Annotated in this window: 19 protein-coding genes and 1 tRNA gene; 9 read left to right on the top strand and 11 right to left on the bottom strand. The window is 51.1% G+C overall.

Annotated elements, in window-relative coordinates; all coding sequences use genetic code 11:
- Window positions 1–6: 6 nt before the first annotated feature.
- Complete coding sequence (locus tag D4L85_RS09680) at window positions 7–726, top strand: DUF6048 family protein (protein WP_119754126.1); 720 nt, start codon at window positions 7–9, stop codon at window positions 724–726.
- Here the strand turns inward: D4L85_RS09680 and ftsY are convergent.
- The 6 genes from ftsY to D4L85_RS09650 all read right to left on the bottom strand — a co-directional run bounded on the left by ftsY (window position 700) and on the right by D4L85_RS09650 (window position 5,391).
- Window positions 700–1,665 carry a signal recognition particle-docking protein FtsY gene (gene ftsY, locus D4L85_RS09675; protein ID WP_119754125.1) on the bottom strand — a complete coding sequence of 322 codons (966 nt, stop codon included), beginning with the start codon at window positions 1,663–1,665 and terminating at the stop codon, window positions 700–702. The two genes, D4L85_RS09680 and ftsY, sit on opposite strands and share 27 nt — an antisense overlap.
- A gap of 71 nt (window positions 1,666–1,736) precedes the next feature.
- Window positions 1,737–1,892 (bottom strand): DUF4295 domain-containing protein, encoded by a 156-nt coding sequence (locus D4L85_RS09670; protein WP_073134559.1) that lies wholly within the window; start codon window positions 1,890–1,892, stop codon window positions 1,737–1,739.
- A gap of 2 nt (window positions 1,893–1,894) precedes the next feature.
- The gene (rpmG, locus tag D4L85_RS09665; protein ID WP_119754124.1) at window positions 1,895–2,077 is read right to left on the bottom strand and encodes a 50S ribosomal protein L33; all 183 of its coding nucleotides are present in this window, start codon (window positions 2,075–2,077) and stop codon (window positions 1,895–1,897) included.
- A 16-nt stretch (window positions 2,078–2,093) separates the two neighbouring features.
- Window positions 2,094–2,333 (bottom strand): 50S ribosomal protein L28, encoded by a 240-nt coding sequence (rpmB, locus tag D4L85_RS09660; protein WP_073134563.1) that lies wholly within the window; start codon window positions 2,331–2,333, stop codon window positions 2,094–2,096.
- 103 nt (window positions 2,334–2,436) lie between these two features.
- Window positions 2,437–3,084, bottom strand: coding sequence for an HAD family hydrolase (locus D4L85_RS09655; protein WP_119754123.1), 648 nt, complete (start codon window positions 3,082–3,084; stop codon window positions 2,437–2,439).
- A 78-nt stretch (window positions 3,085–3,162) separates the two neighbouring features.
- Window positions 3,163–5,391, bottom strand: coding sequence for an FG-GAP-like repeat-containing protein (locus D4L85_RS09650; RefSeq protein WP_119754122.1), 2,229 nt, complete (start codon window positions 5,389–5,391; stop codon window positions 3,163–3,165).
- A gap of 145 nt (window positions 5,392–5,536) precedes the next feature.
- Between D4L85_RS09650 and D4L85_RS09645 the strand changes: the two genes are divergently transcribed.
- Both D4L85_RS09645 and D4L85_RS09640 read left to right on the top strand, forming a co-directional pair.
- Complete coding sequence (locus tag D4L85_RS09645; RefSeq protein WP_119754121.1) at window positions 5,537–6,820, top strand: UDP-N-acetylmuramoyl-tripeptide--D-alanyl-D-alanine ligase; 1,284 nt, start codon at window positions 5,537–5,539, stop codon at window positions 6,818–6,820.
- Window positions 6,821–6,870: 50 nt separating this feature from the next.
- Complete coding sequence (locus D4L85_RS09640) at window positions 6,871–7,533, top strand: DUF2461 domain-containing protein (protein ID WP_119754120.1); 663 nt, start codon at window positions 6,871–6,873, stop codon at window positions 7,531–7,533.
- A gap of 18 nt (window positions 7,534–7,551) precedes the next feature.
- Here D4L85_RS09640 and D4L85_RS09635 read toward each other — a convergent pair whose 3' ends face one another.
- A complete protein-coding gene (locus D4L85_RS09635) occupies window positions 7,552–10,041 on the bottom strand; it encodes an AsmA family protein (RefSeq protein WP_119754119.1) in 2,490 nt (829 codons plus the stop codon).
- Window positions 10,042–10,286: 245 nt separating this feature from the next.
- On the opposite strand from D4L85_RS09635, the gene D4L85_RS09630 reads away from it, so the two are divergent.
- Window positions 10,287–10,361, top strand: a tRNA-Val gene (locus D4L85_RS09630).
- Between the two features lie 99 nt (window positions 10,362–10,460).
- On the opposite strand, the gene D4L85_RS09625 is transcribed toward D4L85_RS09630, so the two are convergent.
- Window positions 10,461–11,435 carry a hypothetical protein gene (locus tag D4L85_RS09625; RefSeq protein ID WP_119754118.1) on the bottom strand — a complete coding sequence of 325 codons (975 nt, stop codon included), beginning with the start codon at window positions 11,433–11,435 and terminating at the stop codon, window positions 10,461–10,463.
- 582 nt (window positions 11,436–12,017) lie between these two features.
- Here D4L85_RS09625 and D4L85_RS09620 point away from each other — a divergent pair.
- The 3 genes from D4L85_RS09620 (at window position 12,018) to D4L85_RS09610 (ending at window position 17,295) form a co-directional block, all read left to right on the top strand.
- The gene (locus tag D4L85_RS09620) at window positions 12,018–14,231 is read left to right on the top strand and encodes a bifunctional alpha,alpha-trehalose-phosphate synthase (UDP-forming)/trehalose-phosphatase (RefSeq protein WP_119754117.1); all 2,214 of its coding nucleotides are present in this window, start codon (window positions 12,018–12,020) and stop codon (window positions 14,229–14,231) included.
- Window positions 14,232–14,234: 3 nt separating this feature from the next.
- Window positions 14,235–16,013 (top strand): glycoside hydrolase family 15 protein, encoded by a 1,779-nt coding sequence (locus D4L85_RS09615; protein ID WP_119754116.1) that lies wholly within the window; start codon window positions 14,235–14,237, stop codon window positions 16,011–16,013.
- A gap of 139 nt (window positions 16,014–16,152) precedes the next feature.
- Entirely contained in the window at window positions 16,153–17,295 is a 1,143-nt protein-coding gene (locus tag D4L85_RS09610; protein ID WP_119758723.1) for a glycoside hydrolase family 5 protein, read from the top strand.
- Window positions 17,296–17,318: 23 nt separating this feature from the next.
- Here the strand turns inward: D4L85_RS09610 and D4L85_RS09605 are convergent, their stop codons facing one another.
- A complete protein-coding gene (locus D4L85_RS09605) occupies window positions 17,319–17,609 on the bottom strand; it encodes a DUF1330 domain-containing protein (RefSeq protein WP_119754115.1) in 291 nt (96 codons plus the stop codon).
- Between the two features lie 177 nt (window positions 17,610–17,786).
- On the opposite strand from D4L85_RS09605, the gene D4L85_RS09600 reads away from it, so the two are divergent.
- Entirely contained in the window at window positions 17,787–18,524 is a 738-nt protein-coding gene (locus D4L85_RS09600; protein ID WP_119754114.1) for an FKBP-type peptidyl-prolyl cis-trans isomerase, read from the top strand.
- A 55-nt stretch (window positions 18,525–18,579) separates the two neighbouring features.
- Here the strand turns inward: D4L85_RS09600 and D4L85_RS09595 are convergent, their stop codons facing one another.
- The gene (locus D4L85_RS09595) at window positions 18,580–19,767 is read right to left on the bottom strand and encodes an acetyltransferase domain-containing protein (protein ID WP_119754113.1); all 1,188 of its coding nucleotides are present in this window, start codon (window positions 19,765–19,767) and stop codon (window positions 18,580–18,582) included.
- 288 nt (window positions 19,768–20,055) lie between these two features.
- Window positions 20,056–20,325 carry a hypothetical protein gene (locus tag D4L85_RS09590; protein WP_119754112.1) on the bottom strand — a complete coding sequence of 90 codons (270 nt, stop codon included), beginning with the start codon at window positions 20,323–20,325 and terminating at the stop codon, window positions 20,056–20,058.
- A gap of 125 nt (window positions 20,326–20,450) precedes the next feature.
- On the opposite strand from D4L85_RS09590, the gene D4L85_RS09585 reads away from it, so the two are divergent.
- Window positions 20,451–20,651, top strand: a complete 201-nt coding sequence (locus D4L85_RS09585) for a helix-turn-helix transcriptional regulator (RefSeq protein ID WP_228450837.1) — start codon at window positions 20,451–20,453, stop codon at window positions 20,649–20,651.
- Window positions 20,652–20,666: the final 15 nt, after the last annotated feature.

Raw genomic sequence — 20,666 nt, 5'->3', positions numbered from 1 at the left:
TTCATCTTGAAGTTATTCTATACCATAGCGCTTCTCCTGTTCTTCTCCCTTCCGGCGCTTGCCCAGGAAAAAGAAAAGTCAGACACGACGAAGGTCAAGGTGAAGCCTGACTTCCGGCCCACCGGGGTGCGCTTTGGCACCGACGCCATTGCTTTGGCAAAAAGCCATTATGACAAGACTTTCAAAGGCTGGGAGTTCAATGGTGACATCGACTTTTACCGCTACTATCTGGCGGTTGACTACGGCCATTGGGGGCGCACCTATCTTTCCGATGGCGACAGCAGCAACTATACGAACACCGGCAATTATTTCCGCGTAGGCATAGACGTGAATTTTCTGAAGAACGATCCGGACCGCAACATGTTCTTTGTTGGATTTCGCTATGGCGTGTCAAAATTTTCGGAACAGTATTCCGTGATTGTCGTCGACTCGCTTTGGGCCCCAGGAACTAACTATGTGTATAGCGGGACCTACAACAATACCGATGTGAGCGCACATTGGCTGGAGCTGACTACGGGACTGCGCGTAAAGATTTGGAAAATGATCTGGATGGGCTACACGGCCCGTTTCAAATTCGGTCTCAGCACCGGCGGCACACCGGCCATGTTGCCGCACGATGTGCCCGGCTATGGCCTGGCCGAAAAAGATTCGTACTGGGGCTTCAACTATCAGATCTTCATTCGCATTCCCTTCCGGAAACTACCCACTGTTTCTCCGGAAAAGTGAGTCTACAAATTCAGTCTTGCTGAAGGTCTGGAGGTCGCCGACTTTTTCGCCGACGCCGATATATTTTACCGGGATCTTAAATTCATCCGAAATGCCGATCACCACGCCGCCCTTGGCTGTGCCATCGAGCTTGGTGATGGCGAGCGCCGTTACCTCCGTGGCCTTGGTGAACTCGCGCGCCTGGATCATGGCGTTCTGACCGGTGCTCCCATCCAAAACCAACAACACTTCGTGGGGTGCATCGGGGATCACTTTTTGCATGACGCGTTTGATCTTGGTGAGCTCGGCCATGAGGTTCACCTTGGTATGAAGTCTTCCGGCCGTATCGATGATGATGACGTCGGCGTTCTGATCCACGCCAGCCTGCACGGCATCGTAGGCCACGGCAGAGGGGTCGGTGTTCATCCCTTTTGAGACTACCGGCACGCCTACACGCTCACCCCACAATTTCAATTGATCCACGGCCGCAGCCCGGAAGGTGTCGGCAGCGCCCAGCAATACTTTCTTTCCTTTTTTTGTGAACTGGGCCGAGAGCTTCCCGATGGTGGTGGTTTTGCCCACACCGTTCACCCCCACGACCATGATCACATAAGGCTTTTTGTCCGCGGGGGTTTCAAAGTCTCCGATGTCGTCGGTGTTGTTTTCCGACAGCAGGCCGGCGACCTCCTCTTTGAGGATGCGGTCCAGCTCGGAGGTGCCCAGGTATTTATCACGCGCCACGCGCTGTTGAATGCGTTCGATGATCTTCAGGGTGGTGGTCACGCCCACATCAGACGACACCAGGATCTCCTCCAGGTTGTCGAGCACTTCGTCGTCGACGGTCGATTTGCCGACCAGGGCTTTGCCCAGTTTGCCGAAGAAGCTTTCCTTGGATTTTTCCAGGCCTTTATCGAGCGATTCTTTTTTTTCGGAAGAGAACAGGTTGCCGAATAATGCCATAAATGAGAGGGAGATTGATTAAAACAAAAAAAGTCCCGCGAGGGGACTTTTCAAATTCTTACCGAATTGAATTACTTTTTGGCCAGGACTTCTTTCACCAGGTCAGCAGCAACAATTTCTTCTTTGAAGGTGTAAGCACCGGTCTTTTCAGACTTCACCGCACGGATCACTTTAGCATAGCTCTTGCCGTCGGTTTTCTTGAGGGACGCAACTACTTTCTTTGCCATGGTTATTTAATTTCTTTGTGAACAGTATATTTTTTCAGCACGGGGTTGTATTTGCGCAACTCCAAACGCTCCGTTGTGTTCTTACGGTTCTTGGTGGTGATGTGGCGGCTCATGCCCGGCATGCCCGTAGCTTTGTGCTCTGTGCACTCTAAAATCACCTGGATCCTGTTACCTTTCTTTGCCATGATTCTTTATGATTTATTACAACACGAGGTTGCCGTTCGCTTTTGCTTCTTTCATCACGGCGGTGATGCCGTATTTCGAAATGGTCTTGATGGCCTTCGTAGACACTTTCAAGGTTACCCACTTATCTTCTTCAGGAATGTAGAAACGCTTCTTCTGAAGATTGGGAAGAAATCTTCTCTTGGTCTTATTGTTCGCGTGCGAAACGTTGTTACCTACCTGAGGTCTTTTTCCAGTTATTTGACAAACTCGTGCCATATCCGCTTGGTTTTAAAAATGTACCCTCCTAAAAAGGGACTGCAAATATCGCTAAAAGCCACCTAATATTCCAAAGCCCCCGGCAAATAATCCGGAATTCCTTCTAAAAAAGCTTGGAAACCAGCCATTCAGGCTCCAGATCCACAAAATTATCAATCGTCAGATCCGTTTCGTGAAGCTCTTCCGGGGTGTGCGTGGTGGTGACGCCCACTACTTTGCAGCCCGCCGCCTTCCCTGCCCGCACCCCTGCGAGCGAATCTTCGAACACCACACAGCGCGCCGGCTCGAACTGAAGGGCTGCCGCCGATTTGAGGTAGATCTCCGGGTTGGGTTTGCCCTGGCTCACAAAAGAGTCATCTAATATGGTCGGGAAAAATCGCTCAGTCCCGGTATGGAGCAACGTGAAATCCACATTGGCGCGGGGTGCCGAGGTGGCAATCGCCCGGGGAACGCGCTGCTGATCCAGCTTTTCCAGGAACGACAAGAGGCCGTCCATGGGTTTTATGTCCGTATAAAGCGTGCGAAAAAGGGCCTCTTTCTCGTCGGCATATTGGCGGAGGGTGGCGTCGCTGAGATTTCCAAACAAGTTCAGAAGCCAGTCGCGGTTGGTGCGGCCGTAGATCTTCTCGCGCAACTGCTGCTCGGTGAGGTGGTAGCCATGCTTTTCACAAAACTGCTGCAGGGCGATCTTATGGGTGGGATTGCTGTCGATCAGGACCCCGTCCATGTCAAAAATGAAAGCGTAGGGCATTTAAAATTTGTTGACTTAAGTAAATAATCATGGTTTTTGAAACCCAGGAAGATTTTCCGATGCAAAGATGGGGAATGCTCAATAAACCACCAGCCGCTTCACAAAGGTTTTGCTGTTTTGGGTGAACCGGAGAATATAGACCCCCGCCGCCAGGTTTGGTACGTTCAGGCCGTACTCGGAATTGCCCGGAACCTGGATGGGGCCGGTGATCCGGTGGCCCACGCTGGTAAAGATCTGCAGGGTCACGTTGCGGTCGGCCTTGATGGTGACGTTGCCGTTTTTGGGGCTGGGATTGGGATAGACCTCGATGGTCGCGTTTTCGGGGAGCAGCGCTCCGTCGTCGTTGCGCAGAATGGAGAGTCCCCCCAGGATGTTGCCCACGACGATGGCGGGTTTGGTGGTACCAAACAGGTTGGCGGGGGCCGTCCAGATGCGGCCGCCCATGTTGCGGGCCTGGTAGGCTTGGGCAATGGGATTGTAAACAATCTGGGTCGCACCCGTGGTGGCGTCGACCGCCGTCCGGAAATCGTTGATGACGGTGATGCGACCGTCCTGGTTGCCGATGAGCATGTCGGTCTTTCCATCAGCATCCAGGTCGGCAACCGAAATCGTGAGGTTCTGACGGAGCACGGTCGACGACAGCCCGAGATAGCTGCTGGTTTGCAACGCGAAGCTGGGGCTGGCGGCGGAGCCGTTGTTCTTCCAATATTCTACCGAGCCGTTGGTCTTCCCGACCAGCAAGTCCACCAGGCCGTCGCGGTCCACATCCACGACAGAAATATTTTCGGAAGCGAAGATCTGGAAACCGGTTGGTTGGATCTGTTGATTCCCCAAACTGATGCCGGAATTGGCGGTGTTGAGTACATAATACAAATTGGTGACGCCGTTTTGCAACGCCGTGCCGGTGAAGACGAGGTCGATCTTGTTGTCGCCATTCACATCGATAAACTGGATCTTCAGATTGTAGAACGACAACCCTGAAAAGCCCCACGCGTCGTCGTGGTCCAGGGTGAATTCGGGAGCAGCGGTGGTGCCGGTGTTCTTGTATAGCTTCACCGTGGCGACAATGTCGGTGCCGTTCGATGTGTTCTCACTTACAAAAAGATCATAGTCACCGTCGCCGTCATAGTCGGCAAAGGCCGGTACGGAGTTGTCGCCCACGTCGATCATTTTGTCTTGCATAAAGTTGTCCTGCGCAAACGAAAACGAGGGGCTCGCGTTCGTGCCCGTGTTTTTATACAACCAGTTGGAGTGCGCCAGGTCGCTGTTCAAAAATGTCTTGGCAAAAATGTTGGGTATCGAAACAAGATCTTTCGTGCCGTCGAAGTCAAGGTCCTCATAGAAAGCCGCGGGATAAACTAGGAAGTTCACCGGGCGGGGCTGTGGAAAAATGGAGAAGGATTGGATCGAGGGCGCATCCAGCGTGCCTTGGTTTGGCAGGTAATAAAGATTGGAACAGGTGGCTTCCGAATACAACATATCCAGTGTAGCGTCTCCGTTGGCATCGAGGATGAGCAGGCTTTTGCCACCCGCGTGTTCCGTACGGCCACCGGTGGGATCCTGGCGGCCACCCGGGGGCGGGCAGTCCTCATCGTTGAATGCAAAATTGCCACAGGTACATTCCGTCACGCCACCCCAACGCTGGGTTTGGCGTTCGAAGGTGAGCGAATCGCAGGTACCAAAACGTTCGATGCTGAAATTCTTGTGATACTCCACCGTGCCATTGCCCACAAAGCGCATGTCGAACAAGTCGAGGTCGCCGTCGCCATCGGCGTCGAGCAGCGAGGGCAGGTCATCGAACTGGAGTTGTACGTTGATGAGTCCTGAAAATCCAAGCGAAAGCAATACGGAACTTTTGGTATTGCCGGGGCCGCTATAGAAAAAGAATTGTTTCCAGGCCATCGGCTGACCGGGCTGCGTCACGTTGGTGAAGACTTTGATGCCCAGAATATCGCCGGTGAAAATATCTTTCTTGCCGTCGCAGTTATAGTCGCGCAGCAGGATCCAGTTGGTCACTTCGTCCGGGAAAAACGATTCGTATTCGGGAGCGTATTGGTATTGGTTGTCGCGGTTCAGGAAGGTGATGATCTTGTCGGCATTGCGGTCGTAGAGCACCAGGTCGTCTTTGCCGTCGTTGTCCAGGTCCATGGTGTTGTAGTGCGCCGCGTTCAGACCCCCCACCCAGGGCATCGGCACGGCCGACCCATCCGCGTTTTTTACCGGCACGTCCTGGTCGAGCACGTACGTAAACTGCGCCTGCAGGGAGAACGGCAAGAGCACAAGGAAAAGACGCAGTAGGTTGGTCATCAAAAAAAATTTTCTTTTATCCTTAACGTGAGCCGGAGTCACCTGTTATCTTTCCCGCAAGATACTTTTTCCCGGTGAACATTCCCTATTAAGTTAGGATGGCCGGGGGGAGGTAACCGGCACAAAGAAACTGTAAAAGCGAGCGATGGAGATAGAGAAATTATACGCGTTGTATCGTCAATCCGGCAAAGTTTCGACCGACACGCGCAAGATCGCGGCAGGTTCGATCTTTTTTGCATTGAAGGGCGACAAATTCAACGCCAACACCTTTGCCCAGCAAGCGCTCGACAACGGCGCAGCCTACGCGGTGCTGGACGAAAAAGAATATGCCGTGAACGACCGTTGCATCGTCGTAGACGACGTGCTGGCCACGTTGCAAAAGCTGGCGCGGCACCATCGCGATCAGCTCACCATCCCCGTGATTGGGTTAACGGGGTCGAACGGAAAGACCACCAGCAAGGAATTGCTGAACGCCGTGCTCAGCAAAAAATTCAAGACCTATGCCACCGTGGGCAACCTCAACAACCACATCGGCGTGCCGCTCACCTTGTTGTCGATCGATGCTTCTGTCGAAATGGCCGTGGTGGAAATGGGGGCGAACCATCTGGGAGAGATCGCGCTGCTTTGCTCCATTGCCAACCCCACGCATGGTTTTATTACCAATATCGGGCGGGCGCACATTGGCATGTTTGGCGGGTTTGAAAATATTGTTCGCGCCAAGTCGGAATTGTACCAACACTTACTCACCCACAACGGCACGGTGTTCATCAATTCACAAAACGAGATCCTGGCCAACATGGCAAAGCGGTTTAAGGCACCATTATTTTACCCCGCAAAGGGAGATTATTACGAGGCAACCCTAATGGGCGCCGATCCTTTTGTAAAGATCAAAGCCGAGAACGGCGAAGATGTACTGACGCATCTCATTGGCGCCTACAATTTCGAAAACATCGCCGCGGCCCTCTGCATCGGCAAATATTTCCAGGTGCCGGCCGCGTTGGCCAACCAGGCCGTTGCTGAATATCTGCCCGGCAACATGCGTTCGCAGATGATCCAGAAGGAAACCAACACGGTGATCCTCGACGCCTACAACGCCAACCCGAGTTCTATGCAAGTGGCCCTGGAAAATCTGGCCGCCATGAAAGCGCCGCACAAAATGGTGATCCTGGGCGACATGTTCGAACTGGGCGAAGAGGCCGAAAAAGAACACCGCCTCATCGGGCAATTGGCGCAAAAGCTTGGCTTCGACAAAGTGTATCTCTGTGGTACGCTGATGAAAGCCGCCAAAGAAGCATTTCCCGGCGCCATCCTTTTTGAAAATAAATCGTTGTTAGTGGAGGCCCTGAAAAAAGATCCTCCGCAAAACGCCACCATCCTCGTGAAAGCTTCGCGCGGCATCGGCCTGGAAACGATCGTGGAATTTCTTTAGGTATTAATTTATCAAACAAAAAAATCATCCATCCATAATTAAATTACGTCATGGACTTCGAAGGCGCATTCAAATTTTTAAAAGATATCCGCAAGAACAACAACCGCGAATGGTTTGAGAAGAAGAAGCCGGTATACACCGCGCTGAAGGCCGACTTCGACCTGTTTGTTGCCGACCTGCTGGAGGAAATGATCCCCCACGACGATTCGCTGGCCGGGCTAGACGCCAAGAAGCTCACCTTCCGCATCTATCGCGACGTGCGCTTTAGCAAAGACAAAACGCCTTACAAAACCAACATGAGCGCCGCGTTGTCGTCAACGGGCAAAGGCATGGGCACGCCGGGTTATTATTTTCAGCTCGAACCGGGCGATAAAAGCTTTGTGGCCGTGGGGTTGTTCCAACCCATACCCGAAAATCTGGCCAAGATCCGCCAGGAGATCGACTACACGGGCGATAAACTGGCCAAGATCCTGAACGATAAAAAATTCAAATCGACCTTTCCGAAATTCTGGGACGAAGATGCTTTAAAGACCACGCCCAAAGGCTACGACAAAGATCATCCTTACATTGAATGGCTGCGCTTGAAGAGCTTTATTTTGGTACACAACTTCACCGACAAGGAAGTGCTCGACAAAAAATTCCTCAAGAAGTTAACTACGGTGATGAGTGCCGCAAAGCCGTTGACGGATTATCTAAAGGAAGCGATAGCCTGATCGGGGCAACACATCTGATCAGTTATTCCAATCCTCGAAGTATTCGTCTTTTTCCAACTCGACTTCCTTCTTCTTTTTCGTGCCTTTGTTTTTGAAGGCGTCTTTTAGCTCCTGCACTTCTTTCTTCAGATCAGAAGCGATCTTTTTGCGCACGGCGTCGGTGTCAAGGCTGACGCGGTAGTCGTCGGTGGTGCCGGTGATCTTGAGGAAGAGTTTGCTTTGGCCATTGCCGTCTTCCTCCAGGGCGGCGCGGGCTTCCACGGAGTTGATGCTCCGGTCGTTGCGCAGGGGGGCAATGATGTGATAGTCGATGTGCTGGTCGAAGGTGTGGGTGCCGCTCACCTTTATGGAGGTGACGTTGCTGCGCACTTCCATCTGCGGGATGTAGATGGTTTTCTTTTCGATGTGGATGTCGTTCTTGATGTCGGAGAAACGCAGTTTGCTAAGGCCTTCGTCGTTGAGGAAGCGGTTCAGCTTTTTCATGGGCTCGAAGTTGTTCAACTCGCCATTCTTGATGTTGGCACTGATGTCGGCGATGAGCGTTTCGTTGAAGAGCTTCAGGTTTTGGTTGAGCGTCATCTCCAGGCTCACGTCGGCATAGGTCTGCCCCTTCAGGTGTTTGTCCTGGATAAAGTCCTGGTCAAAGTTTTCAAATACATAAAACACACTGTCGACGTAGATGCCCTCGAACTTCGCGTTGCTCACCACGTCGATCGCTTTGGGGTTATGCGCGTCCACAATGCCCGCCAAGGTCATGTTGCCGCCCATGGCATGAAGGTTGATGTTGCGCGCCACAGCCATTTCGTTTTTCACCAGCAAATCGCCTTTGATGTTGCTGGCATGAAACCGTTTGTAGCGCAGGCGTTTTACATCGCAGTTAAAATTCAGATTGATGTTGCGCGAAATGCTGAATTCGTATTGCTGATTCTTCCCCGCCGCCGGATTGCCATACCCCATCGCGAAGAGCTGATCGACATCGAGAAAATTCGACTTCAAATCCGTTTCGATACCGATGGGTTGATTTTCGAACAGCAGGAACGTGATGATGTTCTTAAAAAAACCATTGAACATGAAATCGCTGTTGCCCACCAGGCCTGTCACATTGCTCAAGGCCAGGTCGTTGTTGCTGAACTGCAGGTTGCCCGACAAGTTTTGCAGCTTGATCTTCTCCTCCCCATAGGTGAGCCCGATATTTTGAAGGTCGATGGTTCCTTGCGTGGATACCCGCTGCGCCGTGGCCTTCTTTTTCAACAGCTCCACGCGGCCTTCAAACGACACGTCGACCAACAAGGCTCCCGACACATCGGTCAGGTTTTCGATCGGATAGAAACTGAGCACCGCCGCGGCATCCACCCGTCCTTTGAAGTCGCAGATCACTTCCGGGTTGTTAAAATTCTGAAGGACGAAATTTGCCGAGAAGGGTTCACTGTTCAGTTTTCCCTTGATGTCTTTGAGCACCAGCACCGCCTGCGACACTTCCATCACTTCCGGTGTGGCAAAAGAGCCGGTCATACTGGCTTCTTCGATGCGCGATTTGTAGTCTGGGTGATATACGGTGGCATTGGCAAAACCAAAATCGATGGTCAGTCCTGGACTTTTGTGCTTGCCAATCTCTCCTTTGAGCTTTGCGTTGAAGTATACATCGCCATCGCTCTTATATTTTTCGAACGTCTTGGCGGCCGAACCGGGCAGCAGCGACAGGATCGTCTGGATGTCGGTGTCTTTCCCCTTCACGACCAGGTCGATCAGGTTCTTCTTTTTCCAGGCATACGTGCCGCTCACGTCAAAGCCGGCATTCTTCAAATTGAGCACCGAAGGTTTGATGGTGAGGATCTTTTGAAGGTCGTCGTAAATGAGTTGACTCTCCAGTTGAAACGATTTCCCCGCCAGGAAAGAAGTGCGGTTGATCTCGATCTGCTCTGTGGTCACTTCGCCGGCGGCGTCGATGTTATAGACGTCGTTCACGGTGTGGATAGACGACACCAGCGCCTGGCTCACAAACGTGAACCGCTGGTCGGACTTGGCGTCGGTATAGTGGACGGTGGTCTTTTGAAGGTTCACGTTGCGCAAGTCGAAGCTGATGCTTCCGCCACCGCCTTCTCCGCCGGTGTCCTTGGCAATGGTGTAGTTATTCTCGCCTTTGTCGTTGATCTTGAGATTGGTCTCGCTGTCTTTGATACGCAGGCCCTGGATCTTATAGTCTTCGTGCCAGGCATCCACCAGGCTGAGTTGGAACGAGATCTCGGCAGCCGTCAGCAAGGGGTACTGACCGGGTTGGCTGTCTTCCACATAAACATCGTGCATGACGATCGAGAGCATGGGGAAATTCTGCCACACGGAAACGTCGATCTTGGCGATCTTGACGGGGGTGTTCAGCTGCTTGTTGGCCTCCCGGATGAATTGGTTGATGATCTTGTCCTTGAACAGAAAGACCGACAGGGAGAGGGCCGCCACCAGAACAACGATTGCCAGCAGGAGATAAAAAAGGATTTTCCGGAAGGTTTTCAAAGCTTAAAAAATGATGGTGCAAAAGTACAAGACAAAATCCAAACCAACTCTGCCTGAGGCAGTTTCCCGGGCCTTGAAGCGGGTTTATAAGGCCGAAAACCTTTGCAAAGTCCGTGTCCTGACCCTATTTCGGGTTTTTTGACGTTCCGGAGGCCAAATTTTCAATACTTCGGACAAAGTTTTTTGCACAAATAAAATTCTCTACTACATTTGCAATCCCAAAACGATGGGGATATCAACTTAATGGGAGCTTAGCTCAGCTGGTTCAGAGCATCTGCCTTACAAGCAGAGGGTCGGGGGTTCGAACCCCTCAGCTCCCACGGAAAGTCGGCCACTTACAAGACAGCTTGTAAGTGGCTTTTTATTTATAAGGGATTCACACCTTATAGCTCTGCATCCACCCGTCTATTTCCTCTTTTTCATATTTCTCCGAATTCTCTAAATTTTTGATCGGCATCAGCTTTAACCTGTTTAATTCTTTGCTGAAGGCTTTCCGTGTGAAATGTTAGGAAATCTATATAATCGAATAGTGTTTTATAGTTCTGATGTAGTTCGTCATGATGCATGATGCAAATCACTGATGGACAGTAGTTCGTTGAGATAACCTCAACCAGATGATTTAGATCAGTTGTAAAAGAGTTAATACGAGTTTTAATTTTTTCTTGATCCTGTGACGCAAAGAACCCGACAAGTTTCGAACGATTATAATCGTGAAGATGTCCACCGGGCTTATTATTATAGAATAGAAAATTATGTTTTGTGGAAATCTCCTCAATTGATTTCGAGTCCTCAATTTCCTTCGTCGTTACGTTGGTCTTTAACAGGTGAAGCTCAGCGTTCGTGATAATAATTGGAACGTGCAAGAAAACAGTTTCAAAGAAACTCTCAATATTTAGTTGACTGTCCATTGCACTGATTATCTTGTCAACAAATGCATACGAAAGTTGGCTTATAGCCCGAGTAATGTTTACTTCAACACCATCATTTTTAAGTATCTCAATTCCTTTCAGGCAAAACGGACCGAGCGGTTCTTCGACCACTTTATCAAAGGGCGGATTGTTAAAAAGAAATTTTTGCTTCGTGAAATGATCCATTGGATGAAGAAATGAATTTCGATTCACTTCTTGCTGATAGGCGTAAGGATCTGGTGTGAAAAACCATTTAGTCGGTTCAGTCTTATACTTACATTCGACCATGAAATCGATCGAACACCCATCTCTCCAAGTGTTCGCATCGAGATCGTATGAAAATTCTTTTTCAACGTTATTTTCGTCCTCTTTTAAATAATAATATTCGTCCCAGACAGTGCAATCACTTTTGGCGAAGCATTCCTTGACCTCGTATTCAAACGGGAGGCCGGATTTAAGAAGAAATTTTTTCCACCCGTTTTCCATGATCTATTTCGCGATAGGTATTTATTTAAAGATAACAAATGGTCACTCCGTCGACAAGGCAAGCTTTCGCTATTTCGCGCTCTCGTCACCTTTCAGTAGGGGCAGCGTTAGTTCCATTTTGATATCTACCGTAACTAAACCGCCAAAACCTTATCAAGTTGACAAGTGCCTGCCTTTCTCCAATTCAATGATAACGCGCAGTCCTCTTGCCCGAAGTCAGCGCAAGGCCTCCTTGCTTAGCCTTTAAGCCTTCCCTGACTTTTTGAACGGCTTTTCCTATCAATGTTACCAATCATTTTACGGAAAAAACCTCGCTACTCGGCTGGTATTCCATATCAGGAATATTTTTTGCTTTCAACTATGTGTGGAATCTTTACCACAGTTTCAGGCATAGCGCGCCATCAACGATCTCTCTTTTTTAGGGCACAATTTTTTCGAATCCCTGATAATATCATCAGAAATTCGATTTCTCCCGATAACAGGGATGCCTTTTGAGTAAAAAACTCCTTTCAACTATGCTTTGGGACGGTTGTTGCATACTTTCCGTTGTCTCGAACCCTATTTTACCCTTAACCCCGAGATATGGACGAAAAGAAAAACCGGAGGCTTGTTCTGGTGTCGAACCGCCTGCCGTTTCAACTTTTAGAGAAGAACAAGAGGATCACGCTGAAAGAGAGCGACGGTGGTTTGGTGAGCGCCCTCAAAAGTTATTTTGCGCGAGATACCTCTCATACGTTTGACGAAAAGTGGTGGATCGGATCGGCCGACTTTCCGGAAAAGCGATGGGAAAGTTTCAACAACGACAAAAGAAGACGCCCCCAGGATTTTGAAGTAGCGCCGCTTTTTCTGGACACCAAATTATACAACCGCTACTATAACGGCTTCTGCAATGCCACCCTCTGGCCGCTCTTTCACTATTTCCCTTCCTTTGTAGAATTTGACGACGACACCTTTCGCGCCTATGAAGAGGTGAACCAACATTTCGCTGATAAGCTGATCGCCTTCTTAAAACCAGGCGATGTGTTGTGGATCCACGATTATCAATTGATGCTCCTGCCCTGCATGATCCGCAAAATGCAGCCCGAGGTCACCATCGGATTTTTCCTGCACATTCCTTTTCCCAACTTCGAGATCTTCCGGTTGATGCACCGGTCGTGGAAAGAAAAGATCATTCACGGTTTGCTCGGCGCCGACCTGCTGGGTTTTCATACACAGGAATATGTACAGCATTTTTTGAAGACCGTGCGCATGGTGGCGGGGTTGGATCACTACTACCGCGCCATCTATGTGGACGACCGCATCGTGAAGGCCGATCTCTTTCCCTTGGGCATCGACTATGAAAAATTCCATAACGCATCGGAACAACTCCCCGTGGTGCAGCAAAAAGAAGTTATTCTTAAAAACTTTGGGGAGCGGAAAATTATTTTCTCTGTGGACCGGCTGGATTATACCAAGGGTGTTACCCACCGGTTAGCGGGCTTCGAGCGATTTTTGGAACAACATCCCACCTGGCGAGAAAAGGTGGTGTTTATTATGGTGGTCGTACCTTCGCGGCAGATCATTTCGAAATACAATCAACGGCGCAAGCTCATCGAAGAACAGGTGGGCCGCATTAATGGCAAATACTCTACGCTGACCTGGCAGCCGATCATTTATCGTTACAGTCATTTGTCGTTTGCCGAGTTGTCGGCCTTGTATCAGTCGGCCGACATCGGATTGATCACACCGTTGCGCGACGGCATGAACCTCGTGGCCAAAGAATATGTGGCCAGCCAGCGCGATGGCCGCGGCACGCTTATTCTCAGCGAGCTGGCGGGCGCTGCAAGCGAGCTTGGAGAAGCCATTTTGGTGAACCCGGTCGACAAAGAAGAAATGGCCCAGGCCATCTTTACGGCCCTCACACAACCCGAAGAAACCCAAAAACAAAACATGGCCATCCTTCAACAGCGTCTGCAGGAGTACACCGTCATTCATTGGGTGAACGATTTTTTGAAACAACTCCAGGATGTGAAAGAGCTGCAAAAAATGCAGGAGACCAAATACGTAAACCGCGCCGCGCGCACTTCTATTGCCACGGCTTTCAAAGCCGCTCACAGCCGACACCTTTTCCTGGACTACGACGGCACGCTTGTACCCTTCGCGAAACATCCAAGAGAGGCCGTGCCCGATAAGAATTTGTTACAATTGCTGGCCCGGCTTTCGGCCGACGATCGTACGCAGGTCACCATCATCAGCGGCCGGGCTTACCCGTTGCTGGAAGGCTGGTTTCGAAATCTACCAATCAACCTGGTGGCAGAACACGGCGCGGCTATACGCCACCCGGAAGGTACGTGGAACGAGCAGTCGGCCGATCAGTCGTGGAAGCCGTTGATCCGTCCTATGCTGGATCTGTTCACGCAACGCAGTCTGGGTTCGTTTGTTGAAGAAAAAGATCATACGCTGGCGTGGCACTATCGCAATGTAGATCCCGAGCTCGGATTCGTGCGCTCGCGCGAGTTGTTAGATAACCTGTACCACCTGGTGCGCAATGCCCAACTCCAGGTGATCGATGGCAACAAGGTGATTGAAGTGCGCGTGGCCGGTGTGGACAAGGGTGTGGCCGCGCGCAATCTTATCCAGGAAAATCCCTCCGAATTTGTGTTGGCCATTGGCGACGACAAAACGGATGAAGATATGTTCAGGGCGCTTGCCGACAAAGGCATTACGATCAAGGTGGGTCCGGGTCACACGCAGGCGCAATACACCGTTCCGTCACAAAAGGAAGTTCTCGGTCTGCTTTATCAACTGGTTGATTAACGTATGAGTATCCATCGCTATAACATGGGTCTTGTAGGAAACTGTTCCTACATCGCCTACATCGACACGCATGCCTATGTGAAATGGATGTGTCTGCCCCGGTTCGACAGCTCGTTCCTGTTCGGTTCCTTGCTGGACGAGCAACGCGGGGGCGAATTCTCCATCGCTCCGCAGGGAGAATTCACGAGCCGGCAATACTATATCGAGAGCACCAATGTGTTGTGCACAGAATTTGAATGTGCGCAGGGTAAGTTCAGGGTGATCGACTGTGCGCCACGGTTTTTTCAGTACGAGCGCTTCTTCAAACCCTTGATGTTGATCCGTAAACTGGAATTGATCGAGGGCAATCCGGTCATCAAAGTCAAGTGCGCACCGGTGGGGGAATATGGCAATATGATCCCGGAAGTGGTGACGGGAAGTAATCACATTCGCTTTCTCAATTTTGGTATGCAGACGCGGCTTACCACAGACTTGTCGCTGTCCTACATTCGTGAGGAGCAGGATTTTGTTCTGGATCAAAACCGCTACCTGGTCTTCACCTACGGAGAACCGTTAGAGGCACCGCTCAAAGCGACGGCCGAAGATTTCATCAACAAGACCGTGCGTCATTGGCAAACGTGGATCAAGAGCACCTATGTGCCCGACATGTACCAGGACAGCGTGATCCGCTCGGCGCTTGTGCTCAAGCTGCACCAATACGAAGACACCGGCGGCATCATCGCGTCGGGCACCACGAGCTTGCCGGAACATAACGGCAGCGCACGCACGTGGGACTATCGCTATTGTTGGTTTCGCGATTCCTACTACACCTTGAAGGCCTTCAACGAAATGGGCCACTTTGATGAGTTGGAGAGTTACTTTGAATACATTCAGAATATCCTGATGCGCGATGGCGATCGCATGCAGCCTTTGTACACCATCACCGGGCAAAAAGACATCGAGGAGATCCATCTTCCCTTGCAAGGCTATCTGGGCAATCAGCCGGTGCGCGTGGGCAACAAAGCCTATGAACAAATTCAGAACGATGTCTATGGACAAGTGCTCGTGGGGTTGTTGCCGCTCTTTACCGACAAGCGTCTGAGTTTTTCCAAAAAGCGGATGTACAAACCCCTGGTCACGCGCTTGCTGCATTGGATCGAGGTCACCCTCGACGAGCCGGACGCCGGGTTGTGGGAATTCCGGAATGTGAAACAGATTCACACTTATACATTGCTCTTCCATTGGGCGGGATGTCATGCGGCCTTGAAGATCGGCACGCTCATGCAGGACAACGAGCTGGTGCAACGTGCATCGCGTTTGCTGAAGATGAGCGTGGAGCGAATTGAAAAATGCTACGACCCGGCGGCCGGTGTCTATCGCCAGGCGTTGGGCTCGGAGCATTTGGATGCCAGCACGCTCAAGCTCATCACCATGAACTATCTCGACCCCACATCGCCCAAAGCGCAACAGCATTTGAAGGCGTTGGAGAGTTTGCTGCGCACCGACCAGGGGCTCTTTTATCGCTATGTTCACCAGGATGATTTTGGCAAGCCGGAGGCCACGTTCCTTGTGTGCGCGTTCTGGTATGTCGACGCGCTGGCGTGTGTGGGTCGTGTCGACGATGCCATCAAGACTTTGAATGGCATTTTGCCGTATGCCAATCACCTCGGCATCTTCAGCGAAGATGTGGGCCTGGACGGATCGCAGTGGGGCAACTATCCGCAAACCTATAGTCATGTGGGGCTGATCAATGCCGTCTTTCGGATCTCGAAAAAACTTGACTTGCCGAGCTTCAAATTCTAGGGCTCCTCAAGCTTGATCGCGGTGCCGTCCATTTCACGCACGTAAAACTACGGCTCGTGTGAAAGAATTATTTTACGCAAGCGGCGTGACGACACCCTGGCCTTATGCCTATCTTGCTATTCCCTACTCCCTATTCGCTATGAACCGAAGAACCTTCATCACACATTCCGCCCTGACCGCTACGGCCCTGGGTCTGGCCGGGTCGCAAGCGTGGGCCGCACCGTTCCAAAGCAAAAACAAACTCCCCCCATGGCGCGGTTTCAACATACTGGATTTCTTTTCGCCAGACCCTGAGCATTCGCGCGGCGGAACAAGCGCCGATCATTTTGAATGGATGCGCGACTGGGGCTTTGATTTTGTGAGAATTCCCATTGCCTATCCGTATTACCTCGATATCGATCGAACCAAAGACATCACTGCCGAAGACACCTACAAGATCAATCTGAAAGCGGTGGAAAAAATTGATGCGCTGGTAGAGACCGCTCACAAGTTCAACATCCACGTGAGTTTGAACCTGCATCGCGCGCCGGGCTATTGCATCAATGCCGGTTTCCATGAGCCTTTCAATCTCTGGAAAGACCAGGCGGCACAGGATGCGTTCTATCACCATTGGAGTTTCTGGGCCAAGCGCTACAAGGGCCTCAGCAAAGAAAAGCTCAGCTTCGACTTGCTGAATGAGCCCTCCATGCGCGAAGACATGAACGACCAGCACTCGAAGTCGAGCGCTGTTCCCGGAGAGCTCTATCGCAAAGTTGCCAAGGGCGCATTGGATGTGATCCATAAAGAAAATCCCGCACGCATTGTGCTGGCCGATGGCAACCAGGTGGGCAACAATGTTATTCCGGAGTTGGAAGATCTTAACATCTCACAAAGCTGCCGTGGCTATATGCCGGGCATCATCTCGCACTACAAAGCACCGTGGGCCAACAAAGATCCCGAGCACCTGCCCGAACCCAAATGGCCCGGCCAGGTGGGCGACAAGTATTTGAGCCGCCAGATGCTGGAGGATTATTACAAGCCCTGGGGTGAGCTGGTGCAAAAAGGGATTGGTGTTCACTGCGGCGAATGCGGATGCTGGAACAAAACGCCACACAAAGTTTTCCTGGCGTGGTTCGGAGACGTGCTCGACATTCTGAACCAATACAAGATCGGCTTTGCGCTCTGGGAATTTAGCGGCGATTTCGGCGTGCTCAACTCCAACCGTGCCGATGTGGTCTATGAAGACTGGCATGGCCAAAAACTGGATCGCGAACTGCTGAAGCTGATCACGCGCCGTGCTTAATCGGAAGGATCAACTAACGATCATCATTCCACCCCTTCAACAAGCAATAAATTAGCCGTAGAGGCCGATTGCCGGATGGCTTTGGCCGGTGCATAGCCAGGCGACGACCACCATGCTTTGGCCTGCTCGGGCGAGGGAAATTCCAGCACCACGAGGCGTCCCGGTTTCCAATCGCCTTCCAATGCCTCGGTGGCGCCGCCGCGCACGATAAATTTGCCGTCGAACGGGCGAAGCGATGCCAGGGTCAGTTTTTTGTAGTCTTCGTAGCGCACGGGATCGGTCACGGTCACGTCAACGATAATGTAGGCTTTCATGTATTTTTTGCTTTAGGATGGACTATTTGGATGCTTTTGTGGGCAGGCCAAAAGTAAACGGAGTTTGCGGATTTGTCACCGGCCCGTCGAAAAACCTCGGCTAAATTGTGGGGGGTTACATACTTTTTTGTGTGGTTATTTGTTTTCTTTGCGGCATTATTAATATCCGCATAACTCATGAAACTATTCGTTTTTTGTATTTCGCTCCTGGTGAGCACCACACTCTTCGCCCAATCCAAGAAAGAATTGCAGGCCGAGATCACTTCTTTGAAGTCGCAGATCGTGCAGCTCAAAATGGAGAAGATTGTTACCCTCGACACCACCAACATTCACGATAAGGCCAGCTATGGCCTGGGCATGCTTTTGGGCTCTAACCTGAAAACCCAGGGCGGCGACTCCATCAATGTAGACATGTTCATCGCTGCTGTGAAAGACGTGTTCCAAAACAAGAAGCCGAAAATGGAACAGCAGGAAGCCATGGCCACCGTGCAAGAATACATGACGCGCGCCATGGAAGCCAAGAACGAAAAGGCGAAACAAGCCGGCCTGGCGTTCCTGAACGAAAACAAAGCCAAAGAAGGCATTAAGACCACCGCCAGCGGCTTGCAATACAAAGTGCTCACCACCGGCAAAGGCAAGGCTCCTGTGGCCACCGACAAGGTTACCGTGCACTATATCGGCAAGCTCACCGACGGCACCGTATTCGACAGTTCTGTTGAACGCGGCGAGCCCGCTACTTTTGGTGTGAACGAAGTCATTCCCGGCTGGACCGAAGTGCTCCAACTCATGCACGAAGGCGACAAATGGATGGTGTTCATTCCCCAGGAACTGGCCTACGGTGCGCAAGGTGCCGGAGGAACTATCCCTCCTTTCTCGACACTGATCTTTGAAGTGGAACTGATCAAAGTGAATTGATCGACATCCCATACCAAAAAAAAATCCCGGACAGCCTCCGGGATTTTTTTTGTGCCTACAGGTAGCTCAGCCACCACTGCGCGCGATGCTCTGCTTTGTAGCGTTCGTACCATTTGCATAAAGGATACAATCCCGCGACCACCCCAAACCAAATGAGATACACCACGGGCAATCCAAAGCCATAGCCTTTCAGATTCGGGGAGTCGGTCACCCACGTGGTGAAGACCATGTCCGATACTTGATAGCCCGTGGCCAAGGCGGCGACGATGGCCAGAATATGGATCAGGTAAATATGCAACAAGTAGTAGAACATCGGCACACGGCCCAAGGTAGTGATGGCCGCAGCCACGCTTCCCCTCCAGGCCTCCACACCCGCCAACACCAACAATGCTGGACCCAGCGTGATGAGTGCGTACAGCAACGATGGCGGATATTTCGTGACGTTGATGAACGACAGGAACGTGTACACGGGGGAAGATTGCACCGACCAGGGATTGGGCTCGCCATAGCTGTTGAAGAAGCGGATGACGATGAACAACGCGATGGCAGAACTGCCCAAGTATACCAATATCTTTTTTCTATCCGCAGCGGCGACAGAAGATGTATACAACGTGCCAAAGCAATAGCCCAGCAACATGATGCCGGTCCAGGGAATGAGCGGATAGCCAACGAACAGGTTGCGATCGGGGCTCAGGGCAAACAGGTGGAATTCATGGAGGATCGACCAAAGAATAGCGCCGGCACCATCGCCCTCCACGTGAATGCCGTCCAATAAATTATGACCGGCCACCAGCACAACGCCCAGTCCCAGAATGACGGGGAACGGCAGGTAGATGCACACCGACAAAATGATCATGCCCATACCCAACGCCCAGATCACGAACAGGGAGGGCAATGGGAAATGAAAATTAAAAAACCATGAAAAGTTTATGATCGTCAGTTCCAGGACCACCAACCAGAGGCCGCGCTTGAGCAGGAACATGGTGAGCTCTTGTTTTCCTTTCCGGCTTCCCACCAGAAACGCCGAAGTGCCGGCGAGGAAAACAAATACGGGCGCGCAGAAGTGCGTGACCCAGCGTGTAAAAAATAAAGTGACACTTGTTTTGCTGAGATCGACGGGATTGTAAAGAAAAGCGTCGGCGTGGAAATAGTCGCGCACGTGGTCAAGGGCCATCAGGATCATGACAATGCCGCGGAGGAGGTCAATGGATTCAATGCGTTGGGTTGAAGCGCTCTTTATCATGGAAGAGGGATTAGATTTCTATTCAACGAAGGCGTTGAAAAAAGGATTTAGTGGGGATCCAGAAATGATTACTGAAATCTTTTCATCAGGCGAGGTGATTTTTTCCAGGATTTGAAGATAACAAGAATCGGGTTGGAAGGGGAAGATTTTTTGCCGATTGTTTGTTATCCATTTGATGGCAACTGACCTGACTATTCGTGTCCGCGGTTCTCCGTTATCGGTTGAAGTGTAGGTTTGAACGCACAGCATGGTTCCAGGAGCGCCGGCCCCTGCGTTAGCGCTTTTGAATTATGACTCCGGCTTTTTTTCGGTTGGCTGAAGATGCTTCAGGGTTTCGAGCAGAATGTACATTTGACCCGACATGGTTTCGAAGTTGACGGGCAGGGCGTGGTGTTGCTGGATGATGTAGGTGTGGTAGATCTCGATCAGGGTGTTGCGCAGGTCCTCGGGAGAAGTGAACTCCAGTAGATTGTTGAGCTCCCGGATGCCCGCCCGCGTGAGGCGGAACGGCTGTGGCAAGGCGGGATGGCGTTTGGCTGTTTTCTTTTTCGATGGCATGGATCTTCACCTTTACCAGGAAGTTAAAAAAGAATAAACCCGGTGTCAACAAATATGATGACACATTTTTTGAGCATTTCCTGGAACTTACTCTCAACAATGTTAAACGATTGAAAAAGCAGGAATTGTCACGGAAATTGGGGAAGCGTATCGTCCTGTTGCGGGAAAAGAAAGGCTGGTCGCAGGCGGAATTGGCTCGCGTTTGTCTGAAAGATCGTCAAAGCATTGAACGATTGGAACGGGGAACCACCAACCCCACGGCCTACACGCTCTACGAAGTGGCCTCCGCCCTGGAGATCACGCTGGCCGAATTGCTCAAGATCTGAGCCCTCCGCCCTCGT

This window comes from Chryseolinea soli, from assembly GCF_003589925.1.
In the GTDB taxonomy this organism is placed as follows: domain Bacteria; phylum Bacteroidota; class Bacteroidia; order Cytophagales; family Cyclobacteriaceae; genus Chryseolinea; species Chryseolinea soli.
This window is presented reverse-complemented; position numbering and strand designations above follow the sequence as displayed.

What these genes read in the sequence shown, in the direction of transcription:
- ftsY (WP_119754125.1), bottom strand. Translation starts at nt 1,665, where the DNA reads ATGGCATTATTCGGCAACCTGTTCTCTTCCGAAAAAAAAGAATCGCTC.
- D4L85_RS09670 (WP_073134559.1), bottom strand. Translation starts at nt 1,892, where the DNA reads ATGGCAAAGAAAGTAGTTGCGTCCCTCAAGAAAACCGACGGCAAGAGC.
- rpmG (WP_119754124.1), bottom strand. Translation starts at nt 2,077, where the DNA reads ATGGCAAAGAAAGGTAACAGGATCCAGGTGATTTTAGAGTGCACAGAG.
- rpmB (WP_073134563.1), bottom strand. Translation starts at nt 2,333, where the DNA reads ATGGCACGAGTTTGTCAAATAACTGGAAAAAGACCTCAGGTAGGTAAC.
- D4L85_RS09655 (WP_119754123.1), bottom strand. Translation starts at nt 3,084, where the DNA reads ATGCCCTACGCTTTCATTTTTGACATGGACGGGGTCCTGATCGACAGC.
- D4L85_RS09650 (WP_119754122.1), bottom strand. Translation starts at nt 5,391, where the DNA reads ATGACCAACCTACTGCGTCTTTTCCTTGTGCTCTTGCCGTTCTCCCTG.
- D4L85_RS09645 (WP_119754121.1), top strand. Translation starts at nt 5,537, where the DNA reads ATGGAGATAGAGAAATTATACGCGTTGTATCGTCAATCCGGCAAAGTT.
- D4L85_RS09640 (WP_119754120.1), top strand. Translation starts at nt 6,871, where the DNA reads ATGGACTTCGAAGGCGCATTCAAATTTTTAAAAGATATCCGCAAGAAC.
- D4L85_RS09625 (WP_119754118.1), bottom strand. Translation starts at nt 11,435, where the DNA reads ATGGAAAACGGGTGGAAAAAATTTCTTCTTAAATCCGGCCTCCCGTTT.
- D4L85_RS09620 (WP_119754117.1), top strand. Translation starts at nt 12,018, where the DNA reads ATGGACGAAAAGAAAAACCGGAGGCTTGTTCTGGTGTCGAACCGCCTG.
- D4L85_RS09615 (WP_119754116.1), top strand. Translation starts at nt 14,235, where the DNA reads ATGAGTATCCATCGCTATAACATGGGTCTTGTAGGAAACTGTTCCTAC.
- D4L85_RS09610 (WP_119758723.1), top strand. Translation starts at nt 16,153, where the DNA reads ATGAACCGAAGAACCTTCATCACACATTCCGCCCTGACCGCTACGGCC.
- D4L85_RS09605 (WP_119754115.1), bottom strand. Translation starts at nt 17,609, where the DNA reads ATGAAAGCCTACATTATCGTTGACGTGACCGTGACCGATCCCGTGCGC.
- D4L85_RS09600 (WP_119754114.1), top strand. Translation starts at nt 17,787, where the DNA reads ATGAAACTATTCGTTTTTTGTATTTCGCTCCTGGTGAGCACCACACTC.
- D4L85_RS09595 (WP_119754113.1), bottom strand. Translation starts at nt 19,767, where the DNA reads ATGATAAAGAGCGCTTCAACCCAACGCATTGAATCCATTGACCTCCTC.
- D4L85_RS09590 (WP_119754112.1), bottom strand. Translation starts at nt 20,325, where the DNA reads ATGCCATCGAAAAAGAAAACAGCCAAACGCCATCCCGCCTTGCCACAG.